This window comes from Paenibacillus sp. OK060 (assembly GCF_900101205.1).
GTDB classification, from domain to species: domain Bacteria; phylum Bacillota; class Bacilli; order Paenibacillales; family Paenibacillaceae; genus Paenibacillus; species Paenibacillus marchantiae.
On sequence record NZ_FNFR01000007.1, the window covers coordinates 60,495 to 83,360 of the forward strand.

General features: G+C 43.8%; 28 protein-coding genes. 26 read left to right on the forward strand and 2 right to left on the reverse strand.

The genetic code is table 11. From position 1 onward, the window contains the following. The first annotated feature begins 9 nt into the window (after positions 1-9). The 10 genes from BLS14_RS23845 (at position 10) to BLS14_RS23890 (ending at position 8,100) form a co-directional block, all read left to right on the forward strand. Positions 10-342 carry an HIT domain-containing protein gene (locus tag BLS14_RS23845; protein WP_072734123.1) on the forward strand — a complete coding sequence of 111 codons (333 nt, stop codon included), beginning with the start codon at positions 10-12 and terminating at the stop codon, positions 340-342. Positions 343-831: 489 nt separating this feature from the next. Further along, the gene (locus BLS14_RS23850) at positions 832-1,608 is read left to right on the forward strand and encodes a hypothetical protein (RefSeq protein WP_090954320.1); all 777 of its coding nucleotides are present in this window, start codon (positions 832-834) and stop codon (positions 1,606-1,608) included. A gap of 202 nt (positions 1,609-1,810) precedes the next feature. After that, positions 1,811-2,233 (forward strand): hypothetical protein, encoded by a 423-nt coding sequence (locus tag BLS14_RS23855; RefSeq protein ID WP_143021582.1) that lies wholly within the window; start codon positions 1,811-1,813, stop codon positions 2,231-2,233. Positions 2,234-2,529: 296 nt separating this feature from the next. Further along, positions 2,530-3,096, forward strand: coding sequence for a GNAT family N-acetyltransferase (locus tag BLS14_RS23860; RefSeq protein ID WP_090954324.1), 567 nt, complete (start codon positions 2,530-2,532; stop codon positions 3,094-3,096). A gap of 104 nt (positions 3,097-3,200) precedes the next feature. Next, complete coding sequence (locus tag BLS14_RS23865; RefSeq protein WP_090954326.1) at positions 3,201-3,698, forward strand: PH domain-containing protein; 498 nt, start codon at positions 3,201-3,203, stop codon at positions 3,696-3,698. After that, positions 3,695-5,230 carry a PH domain-containing protein gene (locus BLS14_RS23870; RefSeq protein WP_090954328.1) on the forward strand — a complete coding sequence of 512 codons (1,536 nt, stop codon included), beginning with the start codon at positions 3,695-3,697 and terminating at the stop codon, positions 5,228-5,230. Before BLS14_RS23865 ends, BLS14_RS23870 begins: the two co-directional genes overlap by 4 nt. A 281-nt stretch (positions 5,231-5,511) precedes the next feature. Then, on the forward strand, positions 5,512-6,291 hold the full coding sequence (locus BLS14_RS23875; RefSeq protein WP_090954330.1) for a Cof-type HAD-IIB family hydrolase: 780 nt from the start codon (positions 5,512-5,514) through the stop codon (positions 6,289-6,291). Between the two features lie 103 nt (positions 6,292-6,394). Next, a complete protein-coding gene (locus BLS14_RS23880) occupies positions 6,395-6,565 on the forward strand; it encodes a YHYH domain-containing protein (protein ID WP_094030628.1) in 171 nt (56 codons plus the stop codon). 287 nt (positions 6,566-6,852) lie between these two features. Further along, a complete protein-coding gene (locus BLS14_RS23885; RefSeq protein ID WP_090954332.1) occupies positions 6,853-7,515 on the forward strand; it encodes an HAD family hydrolase in 663 nt (220 codons plus the stop codon). A gap of 66 nt (positions 7,516-7,581) precedes the next feature. Beyond that, entirely contained in the window at positions 7,582-8,100 is a 519-nt protein-coding gene (locus tag BLS14_RS23890) for an NUDIX domain-containing protein (protein ID WP_256336652.1), read from the forward strand. 233 nt (positions 8,101-8,333) lie between these two features. Here BLS14_RS23890 and BLS14_RS23895 read toward each other — a convergent pair whose 3' ends face one another. Next, positions 8,334-9,494, reverse strand: coding sequence for a glycosyltransferase family 4 protein (locus tag BLS14_RS23895; RefSeq protein WP_256336653.1), 1,161 nt, complete (start codon positions 9,492-9,494; stop codon positions 8,334-8,336). Positions 9,495-9,735: 241 nt separating this feature from the next. Here BLS14_RS23895 and BLS14_RS23900 point away from each other — a divergent pair, with 241 nt between their 5' ends. The 3 genes from BLS14_RS23900 to BLS14_RS23910 are packed head-to-tail and all read left to right on the forward strand — an operon-like array spanning position 9,736 to position 11,170. After that, positions 9,736-10,311: a DMP19 family protein gene (locus BLS14_RS23900; protein ID WP_090808513.1), complete on the forward strand. Its 576-nt coding sequence runs from the start codon at positions 9,736-9,738 to the stop codon at positions 10,309-10,311. A gap of 19 nt (positions 10,312-10,330) precedes the next feature. Then, positions 10,331-10,867, forward strand: coding sequence for a tunicamycin resistance protein (locus BLS14_RS23905; RefSeq protein ID WP_090954339.1), 537 nt, complete (start codon positions 10,331-10,333; stop codon positions 10,865-10,867). A 12-nt stretch (positions 10,868-10,879) separates the two neighbouring features. Then, on the forward strand, positions 10,880-11,170 hold the full coding sequence (locus tag BLS14_RS23910; RefSeq protein ID WP_090954341.1) for a hypothetical protein: 291 nt from the start codon (positions 10,880-10,882) through the stop codon (positions 11,168-11,170). 99 nt (positions 11,171-11,269) lie between these two features. Here the strand turns inward: BLS14_RS23910 and BLS14_RS23915 are convergent, their stop codons facing one another. Further along, complete coding sequence (locus BLS14_RS23915; RefSeq protein ID WP_090954345.1) at positions 11,270-12,043, reverse strand: sporulation protein; 774 nt, start codon at positions 12,041-12,043, stop codon at positions 11,270-11,272. Positions 12,044-12,267: 224 nt separating this feature from the next. On the opposite strand from BLS14_RS23915, the gene BLS14_RS23920 reads away from it, so the two are divergent. The 13 genes from BLS14_RS23920 (at position 12,268) to BLS14_RS23980 (ending at position 22,721) form a co-directional block, all read left to right on the forward strand. Beyond that, complete coding sequence (locus BLS14_RS23920) at positions 12,268-12,939, forward strand: class I SAM-dependent methyltransferase (RefSeq protein ID WP_256336665.1); 672 nt, start codon at positions 12,268-12,270, stop codon at positions 12,937-12,939. Positions 12,940-12,996: 57 nt separating this feature from the next. Then, positions 12,997-13,437, forward strand: a complete 441-nt coding sequence (locus tag BLS14_RS23925) for a cupin domain-containing protein (protein ID WP_090954347.1) — start codon at positions 12,997-12,999, stop codon at positions 13,435-13,437. 20 nt (positions 13,438-13,457) lie between these two features. After that, entirely contained in the window at positions 13,458-14,000 is a 543-nt protein-coding gene (locus tag BLS14_RS23930) for a hypothetical protein (protein WP_090954349.1), read from the forward strand. Then, positions 14,000-14,539 (forward strand): GNAT family N-acetyltransferase, encoded by a 540-nt coding sequence (locus tag BLS14_RS23935; RefSeq protein WP_064639614.1) that lies wholly within the window; start codon positions 14,000-14,002, stop codon positions 14,537-14,539. Before BLS14_RS23930 ends, BLS14_RS23935 begins: the two co-directional genes overlap by 1 nt. A gap of 47 nt (positions 14,540-14,586) precedes the next feature. Next, complete coding sequence (locus tag BLS14_RS23940) at positions 14,587-15,111, forward strand: YfiT family bacillithiol transferase (RefSeq protein WP_090954351.1); 525 nt, start codon at positions 14,587-14,589, stop codon at positions 15,109-15,111. Positions 15,112-15,139: 28 nt separating this feature from the next. Further along, positions 15,140-15,613 (forward strand): NUDIX domain-containing protein, encoded by a 474-nt coding sequence (locus BLS14_RS23945; protein WP_090954353.1) that lies wholly within the window; start codon positions 15,140-15,142, stop codon positions 15,611-15,613. Positions 15,614-15,643: 30 nt separating this feature from the next. Continuing rightward, entirely contained in the window at positions 15,644-16,150 is a 507-nt protein-coding gene (locus BLS14_RS23950; RefSeq protein ID WP_090954354.1) for a GNAT family N-acetyltransferase, read from the forward strand. 267 nt (positions 16,151-16,417) lie between these two features. Further along, positions 16,418-17,137, forward strand: a complete 720-nt coding sequence (locus tag BLS14_RS23955; protein ID WP_090954356.1) for a class I SAM-dependent methyltransferase — start codon at positions 16,418-16,420, stop codon at positions 17,135-17,137. A 72-nt stretch (positions 17,138-17,209) separates the two neighbouring features. Beyond that, entirely contained in the window at positions 17,210-17,950 is a 741-nt protein-coding gene (locus BLS14_RS23960; protein ID WP_090954359.1) for an SDR family NAD(P)-dependent oxidoreductase, read from the forward strand. Positions 17,951-18,252: 302 nt separating this feature from the next. Continuing rightward, positions 18,253-18,942 (forward strand): response regulator transcription factor, encoded by a 690-nt coding sequence (locus tag BLS14_RS23965; protein ID WP_090954361.1) that lies wholly within the window; start codon positions 18,253-18,255, stop codon positions 18,940-18,942. Further along, the gene (locus BLS14_RS23970) at positions 18,939-19,943 is read left to right on the forward strand and encodes a sensor histidine kinase (protein WP_090954363.1); all 1,005 of its coding nucleotides are present in this window, start codon (positions 18,939-18,941) and stop codon (positions 19,941-19,943) included. The genes BLS14_RS23965 and BLS14_RS23970 overlap by 4 nt, the downstream gene beginning before the upstream one ends. A 100-nt stretch (positions 19,944-20,043) precedes the next feature. Continuing rightward, positions 20,044-20,799, forward strand: a complete 756-nt coding sequence (locus tag BLS14_RS23975; protein WP_090954365.1) for an ABC transporter ATP-binding protein — start codon at positions 20,044-20,046, stop codon at positions 20,797-20,799. Beyond that, a complete protein-coding gene (locus BLS14_RS23980) occupies positions 20,796-22,721 on the forward strand; it encodes an FtsX-like permease family protein (protein WP_090954367.1) in 1,926 nt (641 codons plus the stop codon). The genes BLS14_RS23975 and BLS14_RS23980 overlap by 4 nt, the downstream gene beginning before the upstream one ends. Positions 22,722-22,866: the final 145 nt, after the last annotated feature.

Below are 22,866 nucleotides of genomic sequence, written 5' to 3' on the forward strand. Positions count from 1 at the left end.
AGATCGTATATGACACAGGATTTTTATTGTGATGAAGTGCTTAGTGGTAATACCAAAGTAAATATCGTCATGGAAACAGACAAGGTGCTGGCTTATCATCATACCCGACCATACTACAAGCATCATATTGTTGTTATTCCAAAGATCCATATCCAATCGTTCATTTCACAGGAAGAAGCTAATAATGATGAACTATTACTGGAGATCATGCGCGTTATCAAAAAGGTTGCTGCGGACATGGTTGTCCAGACGGGTTCTTCCAAAATCGTAACCAACCTGGGCACTTACCAGGATTCGAAGCATCAACACTGGCATGTGGTAAGCGGTGAACGTATCCAATAAAATAAGTCTTAAGTAGAGTCTTCCTGCCGGATGTTCGGGGGAAGACTTTTTGAATTTAATGATTAGAATTCACTCTATCAAGAATGAGGAATTTGATTGGAGAAAGTAAATGGAGGTAAAATATGCTAAAATAGTTTGGTGAATTAATAAATTGAACTATTTATCAATCATGATGATCATATGAATTATGAATTCAGTACGTTGATAAAAAAGGAGGAATTTTGAAGAGCTTTTCATTCATTTCAACATTCGCAGTTTTATTTAACTTGGTGTTATTCGGTTTGGGTGTATATGCCCTCATTTTATTTATCAATCTTGCTAAACGCGGAATTCAGGCGTTGGACATTTATCTATATGAGAAACGAGGAGAACGGTTCTAAGCTGTAGAAATATCACTCAACAATAGAATTATCATTTTTCTCTCAGTGTTTTATTGTTGTTCTATTGATATGATTAACTCATCATTCAACTAAAGAGAGGGTAAATGACATGGATACTTTTTTAGAGCAAATCAACGAATTGCAGGAGCTTCAAAAAGATTTGGTCAGTATACATCCCTTATTCGCAGAGTATTATCCCGTTGTTGTGGCATTTGAATCTTTGTTATATATGTATGATTATTCGTCCAAAACGCAGCAATATGAATGGGTAAAAACTGTTCCGGATGACCTGAACATTCCCGATGAGTGCCTTGCAGCGTTCCCGGTGCATCATATGGGTGGGCGGATGTGCGCAGTGGTGACGGATGCGGCATTCCAAAATTTTGAGCAGAAAGTCTACCTCTTTCATGAGTTTGTCCATTGTTACGTTTATGAGCAGTATACCGACATTGGTGACCGTCTTGAGATCAAACGTAAGATGGAGCAAATCAAACGTGTAACATGGGAACTAGATTATGAGTTTCCTTATGACAATGAGACGGTTGTCCAGCGGATCACTTCGTTGCTATCAGCCTTGAAGAGTAAGGATCTCTTGCAAGTGAAAGAGGCGAGAGTGGCCCTGTTCAGTTCTTTGAGTGAAGAACAAGGTGAGTACTTCAACTGGCTGGAATGGAACGAAGGTTACGCGCGCTATCTGGAGAATCGAATTCGGGAGAAATTGGGACTGGAAATCAATCATATGGGGGATTCAGCTCCGTTTAATCGTCTTGTTTTCTATGAATGCGGGTCGGAATACATAAGCCTGCTCGTTAACGAACAGCCGGATCTTCATACGGATTTGGAGCAGTTATTTGACAGGATACAAACAGAGCGAGTGCAGGGTTGAACACCGGGTATAGTCCCCAAATTCATTACGGACGTAAAGATAAGTGCTTTCGTGGCCGATACTGCACAGCGTTTAAAAGTCCTGCTCCAAGGATGGGACACCGAGCTGCAGCATGCGAGCATAAGCATCTAGAGCTAGATACAGATGATTGCTTAGAGAGTGAGTACTATGTGTTTAGTTGAGCCGGGAGGTATATATGCTAATGAATAAAGCAGGGATTCTCTTAGTTCTCTTCGCGGTACTCCTTGCAGGCTGCAATCCTACCAATGGAAATAATTCTAATCCGAAAGAAGCTCTGCCTTCGCTCATTACATTAACCTGCAACCCCAACTTCACGATTGAAGCGTGTGAGGATGTGGAATTCAAAGATCCGGTTGAGATTGGAATCGTAATCGAGGCTATAAACAAAGCGGAGCGCATAGCGGGAAGTCTTGATTATAGCGCGGAGTACAAGATGATCTTAACAGATGCCGATGGGTCCTTAACCCAGTATGATTTTTCCATAGGCAAAGATCCCAAGCAGTCAGCCCTTCTGGTTAACCACGAGGATACCCACGTAGGATACAGCATACCCATAGAGGATGCAAACCGAGTGAGGAAACTGATTCAAAGTCATACGGACTGACACAGAAGATTACAGATTACCATCGGTAAGTCAGTTTACTATATAGGTTCAACAAAAAATTACACGATAACGGAGAGGACAGAAAAAACCTAAAGAAGCGAAGCTAAAAGCTTTCTGAAAGAAAGCTGCATCGGAAGCATCAGCTTCGCCTTTATCCCTGGATTTTATCCTTTGAAAATAGGAATCATAAAAATCTGGGGATAACAGCGATCGGAAGGTTGTTCTGTCATCGGAGTGGCAAGTGTAAATATTCTTTGGTTTAATTTATATATCTATTGAAACGGAGAGACGGTCATATGAGTCACCTGATTACCATTCAACCTTTAACAGCATCGGATATGGCGGGTGCCTGGCGGGTATTCGAGACATCCATAACGAATGCATTTACACAGGAAGGGCTGGGTTCCCTGCACAAAGACATACGCGATGAAATTGAACACAAAAAAGCGTTGCTTTACTCAGCTTTGCATCCTGACAACAAACAGGAATCGAATGTTTTCTTCTTGCTGGCCAAAAGGGAAGATACCGTCGTAGGCACTATTTCGTATGGACCTTGCGGCGAGGAGATTCAAGAATGCACCGACCACCAACTGAACTACGTAGGGGAATTGGGTAGTCTGTACGTTCTGCCAGAGGATCAGGGCCGGGGAATTGGCTCTGTTCTCATTCACGCCTTGGCTACTGAACTTCAGAGACGTGAGATTACGCAATTTTGCCTGGATAGTGGATACCGGATGGCCCAGAAGAAATGGCAGCGGAAGTTTGGAGAACCCTATGCTGTGGCAAAGAACTACTGGGGTGAAGGCACGGACCATATGGTGTGGTTATGTAATGTGAAGGATTTTGCTGCAATAAATGACTAAGAGATGACGACCTGTACTGAACAGGGGTCATCTCTTTTACTAAGTCAATCTTTCTGCATCGATAGAGGACTATTCTTCGTACAGTAAGAAAAAGGAGTGAAGATATGCAGTACATACAGAGTACACCCGAGCAACGTTTATCGCCGGATGCCATAACCACATGGAGAATCAGTGCGATTATATCGAACGGAATAGGGTTGATTGTGCTTGCAGCACTGCTGATTCTGGATTCCGTCTTTGGATGGAGGGCGTGGATTGGTTGGTTGCTGTGGGGAGTGACTGCCATATCAGTGCTGTATGCGGTGTGGGAGGTTTTTATCCGGCCTTCATTGTTATACAAGCACTGGTATTACGATGCGAATGAGGAGTTCTTGCAATTGAAACATGGGGCTTTGAAAAAGGTACATCAGATCGTTCCCATGGCCAAAGTACAATCCGTCACGACGAACCAAGGTCCTCTTTTGAGAAAATATGGACTATATTCTGTATCGGTTGGCACGATGGGTTCATCTCATACGATCCCGGCGCTGCCAGAGGAAGTGGCGCTTGAACTGCGTAATCAGATTGCGTCCTATGCAAGGATTAATGAGGTGGATGAATGAACGAGATGAAAAGACAACACCCGTTAGCCATGCTCTGGAGTTTGTGGAAACTGGTGAAAAATTCTTTTGCATTTATCGTTTTTTTATTTATTCTCCGTCATGGCTCGGCGTCCACGTGGATTATGTATGGCAGAATCGTCTTTTATGTGGCTATCGCGTTTAGTGTGATAAGCATCATCTGGAGTTGGTTTACACTACGTTATACCGCAGATGATAAGGCTTTTCAGATCTACAGTGGGGTGTTCAATCGCACAAGAAGAACGATTCCCTATACCAAAATTCAGAACGTGAACCGGCATACGTCGCTGTTTCATCGTTTGTTCCGAGTCACATCCATTCGTTTTGAGACGGGTATCAAGGGAGACGATGCTACTTTTCAGCTGCAAGTCGTTTCACTTTCAGAATCGGATCGGCTTGAAAAGGTTGTAGCAGGGCATATGTCGGAAGCGAATATCGTCAGTGATGCTGTAGAACCAAATGGAGAAACAGTGACACCACCTGAACACGTAACACTGGAAGAAGATATCCCATCGCCTGTAAAAGAGGAACTTGAACGGATTGTTCATTACCAGTCCACCCGAAAGGATATACTCAAAGCTTCATTTACCTCGCTCAGCTTTCTGGTACTTATTCCGATTCTGGGATCGCTCTATTCGTCGGTGAAAGATTTCTTTCCCGATGAAAAAGTGACGGAGAGCATCCTATTAACGTGGCTGGATACATGGTGGATTACCGCATTGATCATTACAGGACTTATTGCTGTTTCCATTATGTTAGGTATTGTCAGAACCTTTGTGAAGTATGGTGATTTCCAAATCTCCTCTGATCGCAAACGTATCTACATTACGAAGGGTATGTTGGAACAGACCGCATTTTCGATCCTGAAAGAACGAGTACAGGCGGTGAAAATCACACAGTCTCCGATGAAAAGACTGCTAGGATTGGCAGAAGTGGAACTTACGACAGCAGGTGGTGTGGGAGAATCCGACCAGGAAGTTAACTCACTCTATCCTTTTCTGCCTGTGAAGCAAGCTTACGATATGATCTCGGAGATTTTGCCATCCTATCAGGTTACGCAAGAGATGCAGAAGCTTCCACGAAAATCATTATGGCTGCGCATGCTGACACCAAGCTGGGTGTGGATCATTGCAACAGGGTTACTGTTTTATTTCAAACCGCCGATTCTGGGACAGAATCAGGCATGGTGGATGATTTCCGCTATTCTGTTACTGTGGATTGTCATATGCAGAATAATTGATTTTCTCCATACACGATACGTCCTGAATCAGAACTTTATCCAATTGCGAACGGGTGCATTAACCTCAACACTATACATCTCCAAGCGAGAAAAAGTCATTGAGGTACAGATCACCCGGAATCTGCTGCAACGCTGGTTTGGAGTTGCTTCGATTCAAACCGTGAATCGTGCCAAACCTGTTCTGCATCATACGCTAAACGATATACCGCTTGAAGCCGTAGAGTCGTTTCAGCTGTGGTATATGGAGCGGAGCCAGAACGTCCAGACCCGTTAATGTAAAGGCAAGTGCAGGAAGACTACTAAGTTAACTGTGCACTTGCCTTTTGTATTGAAATTTTTAATTTCTATATCAATTGAACTAAACAGTTACAAGAGAACGGAGAGGACAGAAAAAACCTGAAGAAGCGAAGCGTTCGCCTTTATCCCCGTATTTTCCCCTTTGAAAATAGAAATCAAAAAATCTGGGGATAACAGCGATCGGAAGGTTGTTCTGTCATCGGAGTGGCAGGTGTAAATATGCTTTAGTTCAATTGATATAGCTAAGGAGGTATCCTTTTGATTAAAATCGTATTTATGGACGTGGACGGTACGCTACTCAGTGAGAAGGATCGAAGTCTCTCTCCAAGTACAGAGGATTCCATTCGAAAATTGGTTCATAGGGGCATAGAGGTCGTGCTGGTCACTGGCAGACCGTACAATTTATGCCGAGATTTCAGAAAACTCGGGATTGATACCATGATTTCGGCTAACGGGGCATTGATCAAGTGCGGTGAAGAAGTGATACATAAATCGGTGCTTTCTGCACGAATGGTTAAAGAATTCAGTGAATTTGCCGAGCTGAACGGCAGCAGTATTTCTTATTTTACAGAGTCATTCGAAATGAATGGTTTATGCCCAACGGATGTACGTGTCACCGATGCATTGAGAGATACGCTCGGTCTGATGGAGTACCCATTGAGCATCAGTTCTTTGGACCAGGAAGTGTATTGCATTTGTTTATATGCCGATCAAGCCGAAGCGGAGAAATTCCAATCCAGATTCCCTGCATTAAAATTCGTGAGGTTTCATCCTTACGTGTCTAACGTACTGGAAGAGAACGAAGTATCCAAATCGATAGCGGCAGGAAAAGTGCTCGCCCACCTGAAAATATCGAAAGAGGAAGCAATGGCTTTTGGCGATGGTGAAAATGATATTGATTTGCTAGAGTATGTGGGACTTGGCATTGCGATGGGAAACGGAGGAGAACGCGTCAAACAAAGTGCCGACTATGTCACACTGCGAGCAAGTGAGGATGGCATCACACATGCGTTGAGGAAGTTTAAAATTATAGAATAAGCAAATTTTGGAGTAATAAGGATATCCTAATTATGGGTTTTAATGTAGAATGATGGAGGATGAATTAAGCCCTAAAGCATAGGGTGTGATCGAAGGGTGACTTATGAAAAAGGTTGTCATTGTAATCTTGTCTTTTGTCGTACTTATTGGTGTATCTTCTTCAGCTTATGCCCATCCAGGCAGACTGGACAAAAATGGTGGACATAATTGTTCCGCGAAATCCAAACAAAAGGGCCTTTGCACAGGCTACCATTATCACAAAAAGAAGAAATGAAATTGAGTTTTACAAGCTAAACCCAGCCCTGGTCTAATCTATGGTTGGGTTTGCATGTTTATAATTCATGGTAGTCGCAGCTAACAGAATACAATAAACATTACGTTAGAGGTGAGTAGTATTATGGGGTTTATTGGGATCATTTGTGTAATTATTATGACGGTCACACTCATCAGCATAGAAAGTAATACGAAACGGTTAATTCAAGAGCAGGCCGAAACCAATCGGAAACTGGAGCAACTATTAAGGAAAGAACGTTTTTAAGACCAGACAGGAGGAGTATGACGATGGATCATATTAAAGCGATTATTTTTGATCTAGACAATACGATTCTCAACAGAACAAGTACCTTTGAAGGCTTCAGCCAGAGCTTGATCAACACTTATTTTGCTCATCTTGAGACTACGGATGATATTCTTAAACGAATTATTGAGCTGGATGAGGATGGTTACAAGGACAAGGATGTCTTGTTCAACGAGTTGCTCCATGAATTACCATGGGCTGAGAATCCACCTCACGCGGAGCTTATGGAGTTCTATGGCAGAGAGTATGTGAAAAGTGCTGTTCTGATGGAGCAGGCGCGAGAAGTGGTTCAGCATCTAAGAGGAAAATATAAAACAGGTTTAATCACCAATGGTAAAACCGAGATTCAGTACGGCAAAATCGATCAACTTGGCATCCGAGATGATTTTGATCATATTATCGTTTCGGAAGAGGCTGGAGTCAAAAAGCCCGATCCTCGTATTTTCAAATTGGCATTGGATCATTTCAACCTCTCTGCCGAGCAGTGTATCTACATTGGAGATCATCCCGTCAATGATGTTGAAGGAGCGGCAAAAGTAGGCATGAGCACGATCTGGATGAAGGTCAATCAGCCTTGGCAGGACAGCATTACAACCAAACCATTACATGCTATTGAGCATCTTGGTGAATTAAAAGGCCTGCTCTAAGGGGAGATCTTCAGATTAGATTCAAGCAACACAACATTACATAACAGAACAGTGAGGTAGGTGCACATGGAGATCAGACAAATGGCTACCGCATTTTTGAGTAATGGCAACGACATGTTAATGATGAAGAAGGCAGGCAGCAGGCTGTTCGATTTTGAGTTCTGGGGTGGTATTGGCGGGCATCTGGAGCACGGCGAGCTTAATTCACCAATGACCGCCAGTTACCGGGAGATTGAAGAAGAGACGGGGTTCAAGCAAGCGGAAATTGATAATTTCCGTCTTCGATATGTTTTGTTGCAGTATAGTGACGGTGAAGTTCGGCAGCAGTTTGTATATTTTGGTGAGACGGCACATCGAGCCTTTATTCCATCAGATGAAGGGGATTTATTTTGGATACCTTTGGATGAGCTGCTGGATTTACATACATCCATTCTGATTAAAGCAGCGATCCGGCACTTTTTGCAGAATCAGGAGACCGACGAGATATGGATCGGTAATGTCCTAAAGGGGGAAGGGGCAGCGGCTAGACCGAGGGTAGAATGGAGTATTATGCAAGATACGATATCCTTTGAACCCGTTGTGTAATGTTAGACGTCTTGACCGGGAAAGGGACCTATCTCTGATCGAAAAAGTAAACGTCTGTAGGCGACTGTTATAAAGAGCGAGGATATTAACCATCCCCGCTCTTTTTTAATACCTCGTATTGAATATAAATTTCCTCATTGGAAGGAGGAAGGATATGAATATCCAAACTTCCATAGGCGGGTCTTGAAACAGCAGTGATCATCCATTATTCAATTCGGTTTATTTAATGAAAATCAAGCTGTGATGATTCGATCTTTCGTGCGTCTTCTCCGATTTTCAATGGCTTCCTCATAATCTCCGACCAACCTGTCAAAAATGTGATCCCACGAACGCTGTTCAGCAAGTTTTCGGCCTTCAAGACCCATATTCCTCAGTTGATCCATATGATCTCCCCAGAGGCATATCTCCCGAATCAATGCATCCGCATGGCCTGGCTTGAACAGAACACCGCTTCGATGATGTGTGACCAAGTCTTTTACACCGCCACCATTCGCAGCGAGAACCGGCAATCCCGAAGCCATCGCTTCCAGCACCACATTGCCAAATGTTTCTGTTGAGGAAGGAAACACAAAGATATCTGCCGAAGCATACATAGCAGCAAGCTCTTCACCATGCAGATACCCTGTAAAGGTGACATTGGGTGGGGATTGCATACGCATTTTGGGGAGCAATGGCCCATCGCCTACAATGATCCAGTGTACACGGGCTTGCATATGTTCTGGCAACTGCTGCATGGCAAGGGTGAGGGTAGCGATATCTTTTTCCGGGGCAATTCGTCCAACGTAGAGTAGAATTAGAGGAGCGGTTATATTGTAGCGAGTACGGATATCGGAACTTCGTTTATCAGGTGAATACAGGCTGCAATCGATCCCGCGGGACCATAACTTCAGACGTTGAATACCTTTTGATTGCAATGAGTTTAAGGTCTCCTGAGACGGTGTCAATGTTGCATCACAGGCCCGGTGGAACCATTGGATATACTTCCAGTAAAGAGGAATGACACTTTTCAACTTGTAGTATTCGAGGTACCGATCGAAGTGAGTATGGTAGGAGATGACATGTGGAAGCTGATACTTGAGCGCATATCTGAGACCGAAAAGACCCATATTGAACGGAGTGGCGATATGCAGCAGATCTGGCTGAAAGGTCTTTAGCTCCCGATGGATGGATGCTCGATTAGGTAAGGCGATACGACATTCCGGGTAGAGGAAAAAGGGGATGTTGGTAACCGAACGGACTGGAGCGGCATCGTTGCCTTCAATAACAGACTGCGGTGTGAATAACAGATGCTCAATTCCTTTGCGGTTCAAGTGATTACTCAAGCGGTGCAGCGTACCGGCAACACCATTGGTTTCCGGAACATAGGTGTCGGTGAACAAGGCCAGGCGCATCATAACCCCTCCCAAGACTCTTGATGAGAAGATCATAACAGCGGATCATTTTCCAAAGGTCAAGTGAAGGTTAACTTTATCCATATTCCGTGTAAAGTGTGCGGGGAAGTGATCTGGTGCAAACTTACATCGGATAAACTTATATAACATATTCTGCTATGATGTATAGGCGTTTCGTTTTAGTGGACCTGTGTGAAATCATTCGTCCAACTTATATAGATAGAGAGATACAGGAGGCAGAGAGATGAACAAATTACAGGAAGAATTGCAGCAATTATTACCCTTGGATCAGTTTGACAGCATGTCAGGTGAGGAAGTGGTGGGGAGTGTTGCGATGGATCTGTATCGCGCGGAATTTGCGACCATTCGGGAGTGTGGACCTGAACTTCCACAGGTATTGCGAGATACCATCCTGATCATAGATCTGGATACAGAGCTATCCATGAGCGGCATTACTGGTTTTCTTGAAAATTTGAGTGGGCGTTTTCTTGGTGAAACGACGGAAGCGATGCAGCGCATAGGCAATGATGCTGATGCAGAGATTCTGAAGAACATCCAGCATATGTTATCCGAAAGTGGTGTAACGCCTGAGCAGTTAAGAGAAAATGTGAACGCACTCTCCGAGCAGGATGTAACGACGACCCTGAATACGCATGGACAACAGATCCATGAAGTTTTGCAACGGGTTGAGCTGGAAGCGGGTAATTTAAGCATGCAATCGGATAATGAAGAGGTATTTGAACTCCTTTATCAATATGTGGATACGAACAAAGATCGCCTGAAACAGGAGTTGGAGCACCTCTTGTCTAATTCAATCTGACACGCAGGAGGACTTCACTATGATTGTGATGATTAATGGGGCATTTGGCTCGGGTAAAACCTCTGCTGCAACCAAGCTGCAGCCGTTAATTCCGAACAGCATGATCTACGATCCAGAAGAGATTGGATACATGTTAAGAAACGTGATTGTGGATGACGTCCGAATGGATGTGGAGAAAACGGACGATTTTCAGGATATGGAGCTGTGGAAAGTCCTTACCGTGAAAGTCGCCCGTGAAATCAGGCAGAAGTATAACAAACATCTGATTGTTCCAATGACCATCTACAAGTCAGAGCAGTTCAGTTACATCCATCGAGGTCTGAAAGAGATAGATACTGACCTTTTTCATTTTACCCTAATGACATCCATGGAAACATTACATGAGAGATTGTTGAAGCGCTGGGATAAGCCTGATGGATGGACTTTTCAACAAGCGGTTAAGTGTGTCGAAGCATTCCATGGATCACGCTTTGAAGAGTACATTCAGACGGATGGGCAAACGACAGATGATGTAGTGAATTTTATAACTTCCAAAGTGTTGTCAAACCGTAAATGAGGAGGCAAAATGATGACTATCAACAAACGATTAGGTATGGAGTCCCTGTTGGTAACTTTGCTATTCACACTGGGTTTTATGGCTTGGAATGTCATTCAAGGCATGTTAATGACGCTGAATCATACACCTGAAATGATGAACACTGATTCATCTACCAGCACGTTGCAGTCCAGAGTTGCTTTTGGTTCCATTGCCCGTTGGGATATGACTTCCATTCTGATCGCTGCTGTTGGATTTCTCTTGCTTGCTGCCGCATACTATGGACTTCGATCGGGGATACAGCGCTGGACACAGCGTTCCTGATTGTTTATTAATAAAAGAAAAGCATAGCCAAAAAACAGTTCTATACCAATGAAGTTGGTAGGAGAACTGTTTTTTGTTTTTGTATCTATTATTAATAGATTATAAATGCTTGGAAATGACTTCTTCCAGACCTTGGGCAACCGACTGCGCACCCCGTGCAAGGTGTCTCTCGTAGAGATGCAGTCGGACAAAGCTCTCATCCGTCCCCATCGCCTCCGAGAAAATGCCACCAAGTCCACGTGCGCGGCGGTCGATCTGAAGCAACAGTTCAAGTGAATCTCCCATCGGGTAGAACAGTACTTCCAGCTCATCCAAATAACCACGGAACTTGCTCGTTGGCACGAATTCAAATTCCTGTACAAATGGAAGATTGCCACCAAGCTTTGGAGCATAGTCATTGGTCACTTCACGCAGCTTGAAACCAAGGAGATCAATCGCATCAAGCACAGTATTCATATCTTTTGTAGGAACTACATGGAGTCTGTCCCGGTCTGAGGGGTCCATGGCGCTTGAGATATCGAGGCCCGTTTCAACCCATACCTCTGCACGATGCAGTGTAATTGGGAGATTTTCAGGTAGATCAAAGGAGAAGGATTTCTCCAGTTTGGCGCCAGGCTGTAAAATAAAACCTTCTGTAAGCAAGTATTTGGCTACAACGGCAGTTTCATTTACTTTTCGATCATTGTGCTCCCGTATGTAATGGGTTTTGATCGTAAGGTAGATTCGGTCTACATTCTGTTCCACGTCTCCACCCTCGATGTAGACGATCCCAGAGATGATTCCTCCAGGCGTAACCTCAGGTGTATGTAATTCTGTATTTACTTTGGCTGCTCCAACACCTACACTGGCTAACATTTTCTTAAAAAAAGACATTCATTCAACCTCCACATCCTATTGGTTTATCCAAGTGGCAAAATACGACTTCGAGCATAATACGGCGCCTACGAGAGAAGCGTTTCAAATTTTAACAAGCACAAGATGAGGATAGATAAAACTCTTAAGTGAGAAAAAAGTTAACCTATGGACAGGAAAATCGACTTGTCTGTGTCGAATGTTGTTTAATATGGGATTTTCTTCTGGGGGGATATCTATTGGGGATGGAATGGTATGACATGATCGGACAACGTAACGGAGGATACAAGGGCAGATCGGTATTTACATGGGAGGGCAATTCCGCAGAAGATGTATATGAAGCGCGCTTAATGCAGTTGCTGCCTCAGTATAAATCTGTGCTTGATGCAGGTTGTGGTCATGGGGAATTCACATTAAAAATGTCGGCCTATACCGATCATATTACGGGTTTTGACAACTCGAAGGAGCTACTGCGTATCGCTCAGGCTGGGCTTGTGGCCAGTGACGTTGGCAATGTTGAATTTGTCTTCGCTACAACCAAAACAGAGTTGCCCTTCCAAGACGAACAGTTCGACCTGATCTATGACCGCAGAGGACCTACGTCGATAATTGAACATAGGAGATTGTTGCGAAAGGGTGGCGTTATCTTTGGCATTCATACCGATGTAATCAAGGTACGAGAAAGGCTGCATACAAATCAGTATGAAAACATTGAAATTGAGGAATTCAATGAGGCCCTAATGGTCTTCCCTGATGAAAAAGAGTTCGCTATTTTTCTTTCCGATATCCCTGGCAACCCGGATTACACACAGCCTGAGTACCATGAGCAGCTTCAAGTTAAGCTGAAGGGAATTCAGATTGAGGGGAGACTTGCTGTGCGTGAGCACAAATATATCTGGAAGGCCGTAAGGCGTTAAAGAAAGATTATAAAATATGAATGCCTGACTTCGTATTTCAGATCTGGAGGTTGTGTTTTGAATAGAGAAACTTTAGAACAAAATTTAGGACCAGATAATGTGAATACCAGCTTCGAGCAGATGGCTAACGGGGAACGGAAATACAAGATGGTTTCAGAAGATGGCAGTTATTATTGCAGAACGGTAGCTTCATCTCAGGGAGCATGGCAAAATAGCCATTTCCATAACCATATAACCGAGTTCTATGTTGTGCAGTCTGGTTGGATCGCTTATGCAAATTTCACGAATGATCAGACGCTTGAAATCAGAGTTATGGGCGAAGGAAATCACATCATTGTGCAACCAGGAGTACACCATAATTTATATATGTCAGCTAATAGCGTTATCCATACGATTAAATATGGTTTGAATACAGATAGTGATTGGTCTGCTTCTCCGGAACTGGACAGCGTTACACAGAAGCTAATGGAGAGTGAATTAATTCAGACTTACGCTTAACCAGCTTGGGGGTTAAAAACATGCGAAAAAGTACGATATTTTGGCTAACTGGTATTGCAATTATTATTGTAGCAGTGTTTCTTGTATATAATAATCTGGCTCCAAGCATTACAGCGCAGGATGTTAACATGAAGGGCACGATTCGGCAGACAGCTACGGATGAATACGAGGTGCAATTAACCATTACACGTACAAAAGAAGATAAGGGTCAGCACACCATATATCCCCTTGTAGCTGGCTGGGGTTCAATATCTTTTGATGACAAACAGGACAACCGATTTATTCGACCTACTTCCGTCGGCAGCACAGGTGCAATGGAAGAGATTCTTCGTCAAGTGTTACAGAGGCAATCATCAACAGCGAATTCTGAATTTGCAGGGTTCTCCATACCTGATGCGGTGGGCACGTACAAGGTGCGTTTTACCATTCATCCTTTGGGTGATGAGGCAGAACTGATTCGGCAACCGATGATCTATTATGTTCATCAGGAAAAATTACTGGGCAAAGACCTGAGCTGGGTCTCAGGAGAGCCTCTGGAAATCATTAAGGAGTACGCAGAGTGATGCTAATCTATCAATGGAATGAGATTACGGTACGTTTACTGGATGAAAAAGATGAGCAGTTCCTTGTTCAATGGTTGTCTGACCCAGTAGTGCTTCAATATTACGAAGGCCGTGATCAGCCACATGATCTGAATTTGGTCAGAGATCACTTTTATAGACAAGAGGATACGGCAAATCGTTGTATGGTTGAACACGAAGGTAAACCGATCGGCTATATCCAGTTCTATGAACTGGAGGAGGAAGAACGGAATGAGTATGGTTATGGAGACACCGATGAAATCATCTATGGAACAGATCAGTTTATTGGAGAAGCTGATTATTGGAACCGCGGTATTGGCACACAACTAGTACAATCCATGATGACCTATCTGGTCAATGATAAGCAAGCTCGGAAAGTGGTCATGGACCCGCAATCATGGAACGAACGAGCCATATCCTGTTACGAGAAGTGTGGCTTCAGGAAGGTCAGACTGTTACCAGAACATGAGCTGCACGAAGGGAAAATGAGAGACTGCTGGCTGATGGAGTATGCCCCATAGGAGTGCAATGTGTATATTTAAACCATTTAACCAAGGAGGAAAGATTGATGGATTTGAGGTACCCGATTGGAACATTTGAACATACAGGCGAGGTTACATCAGAGCAGCGGAAGCAGTGGATTCAGGATATTGCGGAGTTGCCGGAGCGCGCCCGCGAAGCGGTTAACGGATTGAGTGAAGAACAATTGAGGTTACCCTACCGGGAAGGTGGCTGGATGCTCAAACAGGTCATACACCATATGGCAGATAGCCATATGAATAGCTTGGTTCGTTTCAAGCTGGCACTGACGGAGGATAACCCTACGATAAGACCATATTACGAGGAACGATGGGCTGAACTGAGTGATTCACGGGAACTGGATGTCGAGTTTTCTCTGCAAATCCTAGATGCGATGCATCGACGTTGGGTAGCGCTATTAAACACATTAACGGATGCAGACTATGCCAAAACCTTTTATCACCCTGCATCCAAAGAAACGACCAGACTGGACTATAATTTGGGCGTATATGCATGGCATGGCAGACACCACGTTGCCCATATTACCTCGCTTAGAAGCAGATTGGGAATCTAGTGGTGAAATATGTGAGGTGTAATTTCTGATGATAGAGAAACAGTGGCTAGATCTCAGTGAATATGATGAATTGGAACAAGAGATTCAGTATGTCATCATGGTTACTCAGTTTCAGGAGAAATACGTCATTATCCATAACCTTAAACGCCAAGGCTGGGAATTCCCAGGAGGTAATCGTGAACCTGACGAGTCAGTTCTTAGGGCTGCAGAAAGAGAACTGTTCGAAGAGACAGGAGCATTGAGGTTCATGCTAGAACCTTTCGGAATTTACCAAATGAATGGAACGTTTGGTATGGTTTATTATGCGAATATTACAAAATTCCGTGCTCTATCGCTGGAACCTAACTCCGAAATAGGTGCAATGAAAATGGTAGATACACTACCAGAGGGCATGAATTTTGGTGATATGTTTTATTCTTTTTTGCATCAGTGGAAGGTATATTCTGCCAAAGGGACACACGAACACTTTGTGGATCTGACTTTTTGTGAAAATAACATTTAAATATCTAATAATATTAAGGAGATTACATCGATGAATATACATATCAGACTTTTGGATGAGAGTGATCCGGTCGTAATTTCGCAGGCGTTTCAGGAACAGGGTTGGGCGAAATCGGCGGAGCAGTACATTCAATATCTTGCAGAGCAGCAGAATGGTGAGCGAGTGACTTTGATAGCGGAATTGGATGGAGCTTTTGCCGGTTACGTGAATGTATTGTGGAATTCGTATTACCCTTCGTTCAGGGAACAGGGTATTCCGGAAATTAATGATTTCAATGTGCTGATCAAGTATCAGCGTCAGGGAATTGGATCACGTTTGATGGACCGGGCAGAAGAAGTCATTCATGAGCGAACCGAAACTGCCGGGATTGGTGTCGGGGTGTTCTCCGATTATGGCAAAGCTCAAATTCTGTATGCCCGTCGTGGATATATACCAGATGGACAGGGCATTCACAAGCATGATCGTTATCTAAAATGGGGCGATGAAACGATCATCGACGACGATGTAGTGCTCTATTTAACGAAGAAGTTAAGCTGATCGAATCCTGAATAAAAAGGATTATAACGCTGTTGAGAGGACAGGGAATTACTTTCTTCTAAACAGCGTTTTTTTACATATAATCAGACTGTTTTCGGCTCGAATCTTACAAGAAAAATAGAGTTGGATTGGGTGAAAATGTTATAATAGAGGGTAGTTGATTTAGCGTATAAACCGTGATAAAGCGGGCAAATGGTGAGCACAGAGATCGAAACATAAGAGGGAATATGAAGGATAATTTATATGGATTTGAGGAGGAATGTGGTTATGGAGAAGACGATTAAAAATGTCCAGGATCTATATGACATGCTTGACTCAGAATTCAGATCAGCGAAGCAATTTTGGGAACCTTTTTACGAGGATCGAGCCCGGCCGATTCCCTTTTTTCCAAACAAACCGGATGAAAATCTGGTAGCACATGTGAACTCAGGAATATTACCTGGGGGAAAAGCATTGGAGCTCGGTTGTGGCCCGGGAAGAAATGCAATATATCTAACACGTCAGGGTTATAAAGTAGATGCTTATGATCTTTCAGAGACAGCCATTGCCTGGGCCAAGGAAAGAGCTGTGGAGGAACAGCTTGAAGTGAATTTCGAATGCAAATCAGCATTTGAACTCACGCCACATGAAGAGTACGATCTCGTCTATGATTCGGGCTGTCTTCACCATCTGCTGCCACATCAGCGAATTCCCTACATACAGAAGATTCAGAACGGACTTAAACCTGGAGGGTATTTTGGAATGACCTGCTTTGCTCCAGGATTTGGCGGTCAGGGTGGACCGGAGAGCGTTATGGACGATTGGGAGGTATACCGTGAGAAGTCGATGAAAGGTGGTCTGGCTTTTACGGAAGAAAAGCTTCGCTATTTGCTGGAAGATCCTTTTGAATGCGTGGAGCTGCGACCGATGAAGGCGATGGATCAGGATGAAGATTGTTTTGGCTTGCCCATCCTATGGGTGACATTGTGGAGAAAACCAAACGTGTAGTCATAGAGGAAGGGTCATAGATTTGACGTGTTTAACCAATATTGCACAGAGCGAGAGAAAGGCGGGGAGAATATGGGACAAAGGTATTTTATCATTACAGGTACATCCAAAGGAATCGGCAAACAGCTTGCGGAATTGTTATTGGAAAAGGGAGGTCACGTCTACGGTATTGCACGCGGAACGTCTGACTTGGAGGAAGCCTACGAGCGTTACCAGCATGTTCAGTTTGATCTGGCAGATATTCATAGCATCGACGATCTTGTCTCAGGCATATTGGAACAGATTCCACCGCAAGAAGTTGAATTCATCGGGCTCATTAACAATGCAGCGATGCTGGAACCGTTGAAATCGATAGATCGGTGCAGTGCAGAGGAGATCAGTCTTAATCTGAACATCAGTTTGGCAGCGCCTATGATTCTGACTTCATCTTTTATACAACATACCAACCACCTGACCACACGCAGAAAAATAGTCAATGTATCTTCCGGGTCAGGAAGTTATCCGGCACCTTCAATGGCATCTTACTGTACCTCCAAAGCTGGAATAAACATGTTCACCCAGTGCGTAGCGATGGAACAATCCGGGCAACCCAATTCCGTTGAAGTGATTGCATTCGATCCAGGGATGGTAGATACTGAGCTACAGGTTGTGGCAAGAGGCAAAAGTGCAGAGGAATTTGCACTGTCTGAGGTATTCGGTCAGGTCTATGAAGCAGGCCAATTAAGATCGCCACAAGATGTCGCAAAGCAATTAATCGAACGGATGGAAGAAATCAGTGATCCAAGCAAGGTCCTCCATACTATGGAGGGATAACAGATTAAAAGTTATAAACGTTTAGATTCATCTAAATTGGTAAGAGACTATGGATTTTACTTTGCCTCGACAATTTGTATTGTTCTATGTAATAGCGGCAGGAGTGGAAGAGACGGAATCGATTCTGAAGAAGCGGTAGCGTTCGCCTTTGTCACCTAATTTCTACATTTAATAAATTTAATAAAGGAAATTTGGGGACAACAGCGATCGGAAGAACGATCCGTATCTGAAACGGTCCCCCGTAGATTGTCAAACAATATGCTTCGGGCAATACCCAAGAAGAACAGAAACGTGGTGAAAATATGTTTAAAATTATGCTCATTGAAGACGATGACTCGTTGTTCAGTGAAATCAAAGAACGGTTATCCCAGTGGTCATATGAGGTGTATGGCGTGCGTGATTTTGGCAAAGTGATGCAGGAGTACAGTGCCATTCAACCACAGCTAGTGATTATTGATATTCAGCTTCCCCAGTATGACGGATTTCATTGGTGTCGCATGATTCGAGCCCATTCCAATGTACCGATTATCTTTCTGTCCTCACGTGATCATCCTACGGATATGGTCATGTCGATGCATCTGGGCGCAGATGATTTTATCCAGAAGCCCTTCCATTTCGATGTGCTGATTGCCAAGATCCAGGCGACCCTGCGTAGGGTGTATAACTACAATACAGAGCGGATTGAGCTGCGCACATGGCGTGGGGCTACCATTGAATATGTGAAAAATACACTTACCCATAACAATGAATCTGTCCTTTTGACCAAAAATGAAATGTTCATTCTCAAAGTGCTAGTGGAGCACAAAAATCAGATTGTGACCCGGGAAGACCTGATTCGCAGCTTATGGGATCATGAACATTTTGTGAGTGACAACACACTCACGGTCAACGTGAATCGCCTTCGCAAGAAGTTGGAGCCGCTAAATCTGGATGGCTATATCGAAACGAAAGTAGGTCAGGGCTACATGGCAACAGAAGAGGCGGAAACATGATTGGTAAGTACATACGGGAAAAGCTAAGCTGGTTAGTGTTGCTTATAAGCATGCAGCTCATCTTTTTATTTGTAGCCTATATCGACACGTCCATTCCATTCCGATCCGTATCCTATATCGTCGTGCTGAATGTGGTGGTATGCATCGTTTTTATCTGGGCGAGATATCCAAGAGAGACTCGTTTCTACAAAAGATTAACTGCCTGGGATCATACCTATGATCCAGGGGATTTGGATATCGCTGAAAGCCCTTATGAACGGATTGTGCACGATGCCGTGACTTCCCAGACCGAACGTTATCGGAAGGAGTCCTCATCTCATTTTATTTTGCTGGAGCAAGAAAAGGATGAGATGCTGTCCTGGATTCATGAGGTGAAGACGCCCTTAACCGCGCTACAATTAATGATTGAGCGAATGCCGGATGACAAGCTGCAGGGTCAGATGACGTATGAATGGCTGCGAATTCACCAACTTCTCGATCAGCAGCTTCACCAGAAGCGTATTCCATTTATGCATAATGATTTGTTTGTGGAAGAAACAGAGCTTGAACCGATTTTGAATGGCGAGATTAGAGCTTTGAAGTCGTGGTGTATATCCAAACGGATTGGGTTCGACGTGTCATTACAGGTGACCAAGGTGCTGACCGACAGCAAATGGTTAGGTTTTATCATACGACAGCTGCTCAGCAATGCGGTGAAATATAGTCATTCCTCTGACATTATCATTGAAAGCAAGGAACAGGATGGGCACATCATACTGACCATTCAGGATTATGGAAGAGGGATCGAAGCGCAGGATTTACCACGTATCTTTGATAAAGGCTTCACTTCAACTCAGGGTAGACTGGAAGGAACGGCAACGGGAATGGGCTTGTATTTGACCCGACAGGTGGCACAAGCACTTCGTATAGACGTTAAGGTACAGTCTGCTCCCGGAGAGGGCACTAGCGTCAAGCTAACCTTCCCGCGAAAAAATGACATGATCCACCTTGCAGGCGTGTGACAACATTGTCACATGCTTTTTGGTTTTGTTCGGTGAATCGCACGATTAATTGGAGCATCCCGCCTATGATAAAGATATACCAAAGAGGAGTGAGTGGGATATGTGGATACTGGAAGCCAAAAAAATTCATAAAGTCTATGGCAACAAATTAAATAAACAGGAAGTCCTCAAGGGGATTGATCTCGGGGTAAGTAAAGGCGAATTTGTTGGGATTATGGGGCCCTCTGGTTCGGGGAAAACGACGCTGTTGAATGTTCTTTCTTCGATCGATCGGGTAAGTCAGGGCACGATTGACATTGAGGGTAAGGAGTTCACCGGCATGAAGGAAAAACAGCTGGCTGAATTCCGCAAACACCATCTCGGCTTTATTTTTCAGGACTATAATCTGCTGGATACCCTCACGGTGAAGGAAAATGTATTGCTGCCGCTCTCGATTACGAGTATTCCGAAGCATGAGGCACACCTGAAGTTCGAACAAATCGCTCGTGAACTGGGCATATACGAGTTGAAAGACAAATATCCGTCCGAAATTTCGGGTGGACAAAAGCAGCGGACGTCGGCCGCGCGTGCGTTTGTGCATGATCCAAGCATTATTTTCGCTGACGAGCCGACAGGTGCGCTCGATTCCAAATCGGCTTCGGATCTGCTTGGCAAATTAAGTGATATGAACAGCAAACATCAGGCCACCATTATTATGGTCACCCATGATCCGTTTGCCGCGAGTTATTGCAGCAGGGTGATTTTCATTCGGGACGGTCAGATCTACACCCAATTAAATAAAGGAGACGAGTCCCGGCAATCCTTCTTCAACGATATTATCAAAACTCAGGGCGTGTTGGGTGGTGTGCAGCCATGAGCCTGAACTACATCATTTTTCGCAATCTGAGGAAAAACCTGAAGAATTATTATCTTTACGTCTTTGCCCTGATTTTTAGTGTGGCTCTGTATTTTTCCTTTGTGACATTACAGTATGATCCCTCCATGGATGAGGTTGCTGAATCAACGAAAGGGGCTGCCGCGATAGGGGCCTCGTCCGTGTTACTGATTGTCATTGTGGGCATTTTTCTGCTCTATGCCAATACAATCTTTATCAAGCGACGCAGTAAGGAGATCGGCTTGTTTCAACTGATCGGACTGACGAAAGGGAGAATATTTGGCATCTTGAGTGCGGAAAATTGCATTCTCTACTTTGGTTCTATGGTAATCGGTATTCTAATCGGGTTTCTGGGTTCCAAGCTGATATTGATGATTTTGTTCAAAATTATTGGCGTTGATGCGATAACAAAACTATATTTCTCACCGATGGCGCTGTTGCAAACGCTGATTGTCTTTGCTGTCATGTATTTGCTCATCATGCTGATGAATTACACGTTTATCCGAGCTCAAAGCATTCTTTCGCTCTTCCGAGTATCTTCTACAACGGAGCACCAGGTACAGAAGTTATCTGTGGGGCAGATTCTGATGGGTATCTTGGGTATTGCTCTGATCGTGTTCGGTTACATCCTGTCTGCACGGCTGTTCAGCGTCGAGAAATTGGATATGCAGCAGTTAATGTACACCATGATTTTGATTTTGTTCTCGGTTATTCTGGGGACATATCTGTTCTATAAAGGTTCCGTCAGTTTTCTCTTTAATCTGATTCGCAAAAGTAAAAAAGGCTATCTCTCCATTAATGAGGTATTGTCGTTATCCTCCATCATGTTTCGCATGAGGTCGAATGCCTTGCTGCTGACCATTATTACTACCGTATCTGCACTCGCCATAGGTTTGTTGTCGCTCAGTTACATTTCCTATTATTCGGCAGAGGCACAAGCCAAGGAAAGCCTGCCGGAAGATTTTTCATTTGCTCAGGCTGAGGTAAAGGATCGTTTTGTTGCTGAGCTGGATAACAAACAAATTCCGTATGAAGAAAAGCACAGACAACCTTTATATATTGAGATTGATGCATCGAAGGTCATGAATGACTCCCTGTCGGAAGATCGATTGTTCAGCAGTGTGTTAAGTGACAGCATGGTGGATAACATCGACCTGAAACCAGGCGAAGTTATTTTCATGGGATATGGCAATGTGATTCAGCAATTCTTTTCTATTAAGGATGAAGGTCCCATTGTTCTTCACGGGTTGAAGAAAACGATTGACCAGCAGCTAATCGGAACCACGAAACAGGGCGTGCTTCCCGTATACTATAACCAAGGCACGCCCGTGACGGTTGTGGATGAATCGATTTATGCAGAGCTTGCGCAGGATCTTGATCCAAAACTTCAAAAAGGGCAAGCGACCGATTATTACGGTGTGCAAATTACAGATTCGAGGCAAGACGAGAATGCATATGCTATTTTTGCAGATCTGCAATTGAAGGCCCCAAGCTTCTCCCAGATCGAGTTCAGAAATAATCAACGTACCAGTATGGGCCTGATTATGTTCATTGTTGGTTTCCTGGGACTCACCTTCTTGATTACATCCGGGTGTATCCTCTATTTCAAACAAATGAATGAGAGCGAAGAAGAGAAATCAAACTATACGATTCTGCGCAAACTCGGGTTTACGCAAAGCAATCTGTTACGCGGAATTCAGTTCAAGCAGTTGTTTAATTTCGGCATTCCCCTTGTTGTGGGACTGAGCCATAGTTATTTTGCCGTGAAATCAGGCTGGTTTTTCTTCGGTACAGAACTTGCCACACCGACTGTAATCGTCATGATAGTGTATACGTTGTTGTATTCCATCTTCGGCCTGTTGTCCATATGGTATTACAAACGAGTGATTAAGGAATCATTGTAGACCAGAGGAGGAGGAACAGAGGAATACATTAAAAAATTCCGAAGAAGGGCAACTGTATGATATACAGTCTGCCCTTTCTTTTTTTGTGAAAAAAAGGAGGATGGCGCAAGGGTGGAGAAATCACAACATATTGGAGTGAAGTAGA

Bases quoted from the DNA above. Each gene is read 5' to 3' on its own strand.
- BLS14_RS23845 (WP_072734123.1), top strand. From the start codon at position 10: ATGACACAGGATTTTTATTGTGATGAAGTGCTTAGTGGTAATACCAAA.
- BLS14_RS23905 (WP_090954339.1), top strand. From the start codon at position 10,331: ATGATTGTGATGATTAATGGGGCATTTGGCTCGGGTAAAACCTCTGCT.
- BLS14_RS23960 (WP_090954359.1), top strand. From the start codon at position 17,210: ATGGGACAAAGGTATTTTATCATTACAGGTACATCCAAAGGAATCGGC.
- BLS14_RS23880 (WP_094030628.1), top strand. From the start codon at position 6,395: ATGAAAAAGGTTGTCATTGTAATCTTGTCTTTTGTCGTACTTATTGGT.
- BLS14_RS23920 (WP_256336665.1), top strand. From the start codon at position 12,268: ATGGAATGGTATGACATGATCGGACAACGTAACGGAGGATACAAGGGC.
- BLS14_RS23955 (WP_090954356.1), top strand. From the start codon at position 16,418: ATGGAGAAGACGATTAAAAATGTCCAGGATCTATATGACATGCTTGAC.
- BLS14_RS23945 (WP_090954353.1), top strand. From the start codon at position 15,140: ATGATAGAGAAACAGTGGCTAGATCTCAGTGAATATGATGAATTGGAA.
- BLS14_RS23935 (WP_064639614.1), top strand. From the start codon at position 14,000: ATGCTAATCTATCAATGGAATGAGATTACGGTACGTTTACTGGATGAA.
- BLS14_RS23865 (WP_090954326.1), top strand. From the start codon at position 3,201: ATGCAGTACATACAGAGTACACCCGAGCAACGTTTATCGCCGGATGCC.
- BLS14_RS23855 (WP_143021582.1), top strand. From the start codon at position 1,811: ATGAATAAAGCAGGGATTCTCTTAGTTCTCTTCGCGGTACTCCTTGCA.
- BLS14_RS23930 (WP_090954349.1), top strand. From the start codon at position 13,458: ATGCGAAAAAGTACGATATTTTGGCTAACTGGTATTGCAATTATTATT.
- BLS14_RS23860 (WP_090954324.1), top strand. From the start codon at position 2,530: ATGAGTCACCTGATTACCATTCAACCTTTAACAGCATCGGATATGGCG.
- BLS14_RS23900 (WP_090808513.1), top strand. From the start codon at position 9,736: ATGAACAAATTACAGGAAGAATTGCAGCAATTATTACCCTTGGATCAG.
- BLS14_RS23890 (WP_256336652.1), top strand. From the start codon at position 7,582: ATGGAGATCAGACAAATGGCTACCGCATTTTTGAGTAATGGCAACGAC.
- BLS14_RS23870 (WP_090954328.1), top strand. From the start codon at position 3,695: ATGAACGAGATGAAAAGACAACACCCGTTAGCCATGCTCTGGAGTTTG.
- BLS14_RS23910 (WP_090954341.1), top strand. From the start codon at position 10,880: ATGACTATCAACAAACGATTAGGTATGGAGTCCCTGTTGGTAACTTTG.
- BLS14_RS23895 (WP_256336653.1), bottom strand. From the start codon at position 9,494: ATGATGCGCCTGGCCTTGTTCACCGACACCTATGTTCCGGAAACCAAT.
- BLS14_RS23980 (WP_090954367.1), top strand. From the start codon at position 20,796: ATGAGCCTGAACTACATCATTTTTCGCAATCTGAGGAAAAACCTGAAG.
- BLS14_RS23940 (WP_090954351.1), top strand. From the start codon at position 14,587: ATGGATTTGAGGTACCCGATTGGAACATTTGAACATACAGGCGAGGTT.
- BLS14_RS23965 (WP_090954361.1), top strand. From the start codon at position 18,253: ATGTTTAAAATTATGCTCATTGAAGACGATGACTCGTTGTTCAGTGAA.
- BLS14_RS23915 (WP_090954345.1), bottom strand. From the start codon at position 12,043: ATGTCTTTTTTTAAGAAAATGTTAGCCAGTGTAGGTGTTGGAGCAGCC.
- BLS14_RS23950 (WP_090954354.1), top strand. From the start codon at position 15,644: ATGAATATACATATCAGACTTTTGGATGAGAGTGATCCGGTCGTAATT.
- BLS14_RS23885 (WP_090954332.1), top strand. From the start codon at position 6,853: ATGGATCATATTAAAGCGATTATTTTTGATCTAGACAATACGATTCTC.
- BLS14_RS23970 (WP_090954363.1), top strand. From the start codon at position 18,939: ATGATTGGTAAGTACATACGGGAAAAGCTAAGCTGGTTAGTGTTGCTT.
- BLS14_RS23850 (WP_090954320.1), top strand. From the start codon at position 832: ATGGATACTTTTTTAGAGCAAATCAACGAATTGCAGGAGCTTCAAAAA.
- BLS14_RS23975 (WP_090954365.1), top strand. From the start codon at position 20,044: ATGTGGATACTGGAAGCCAAAAAAATTCATAAAGTCTATGGCAACAAA.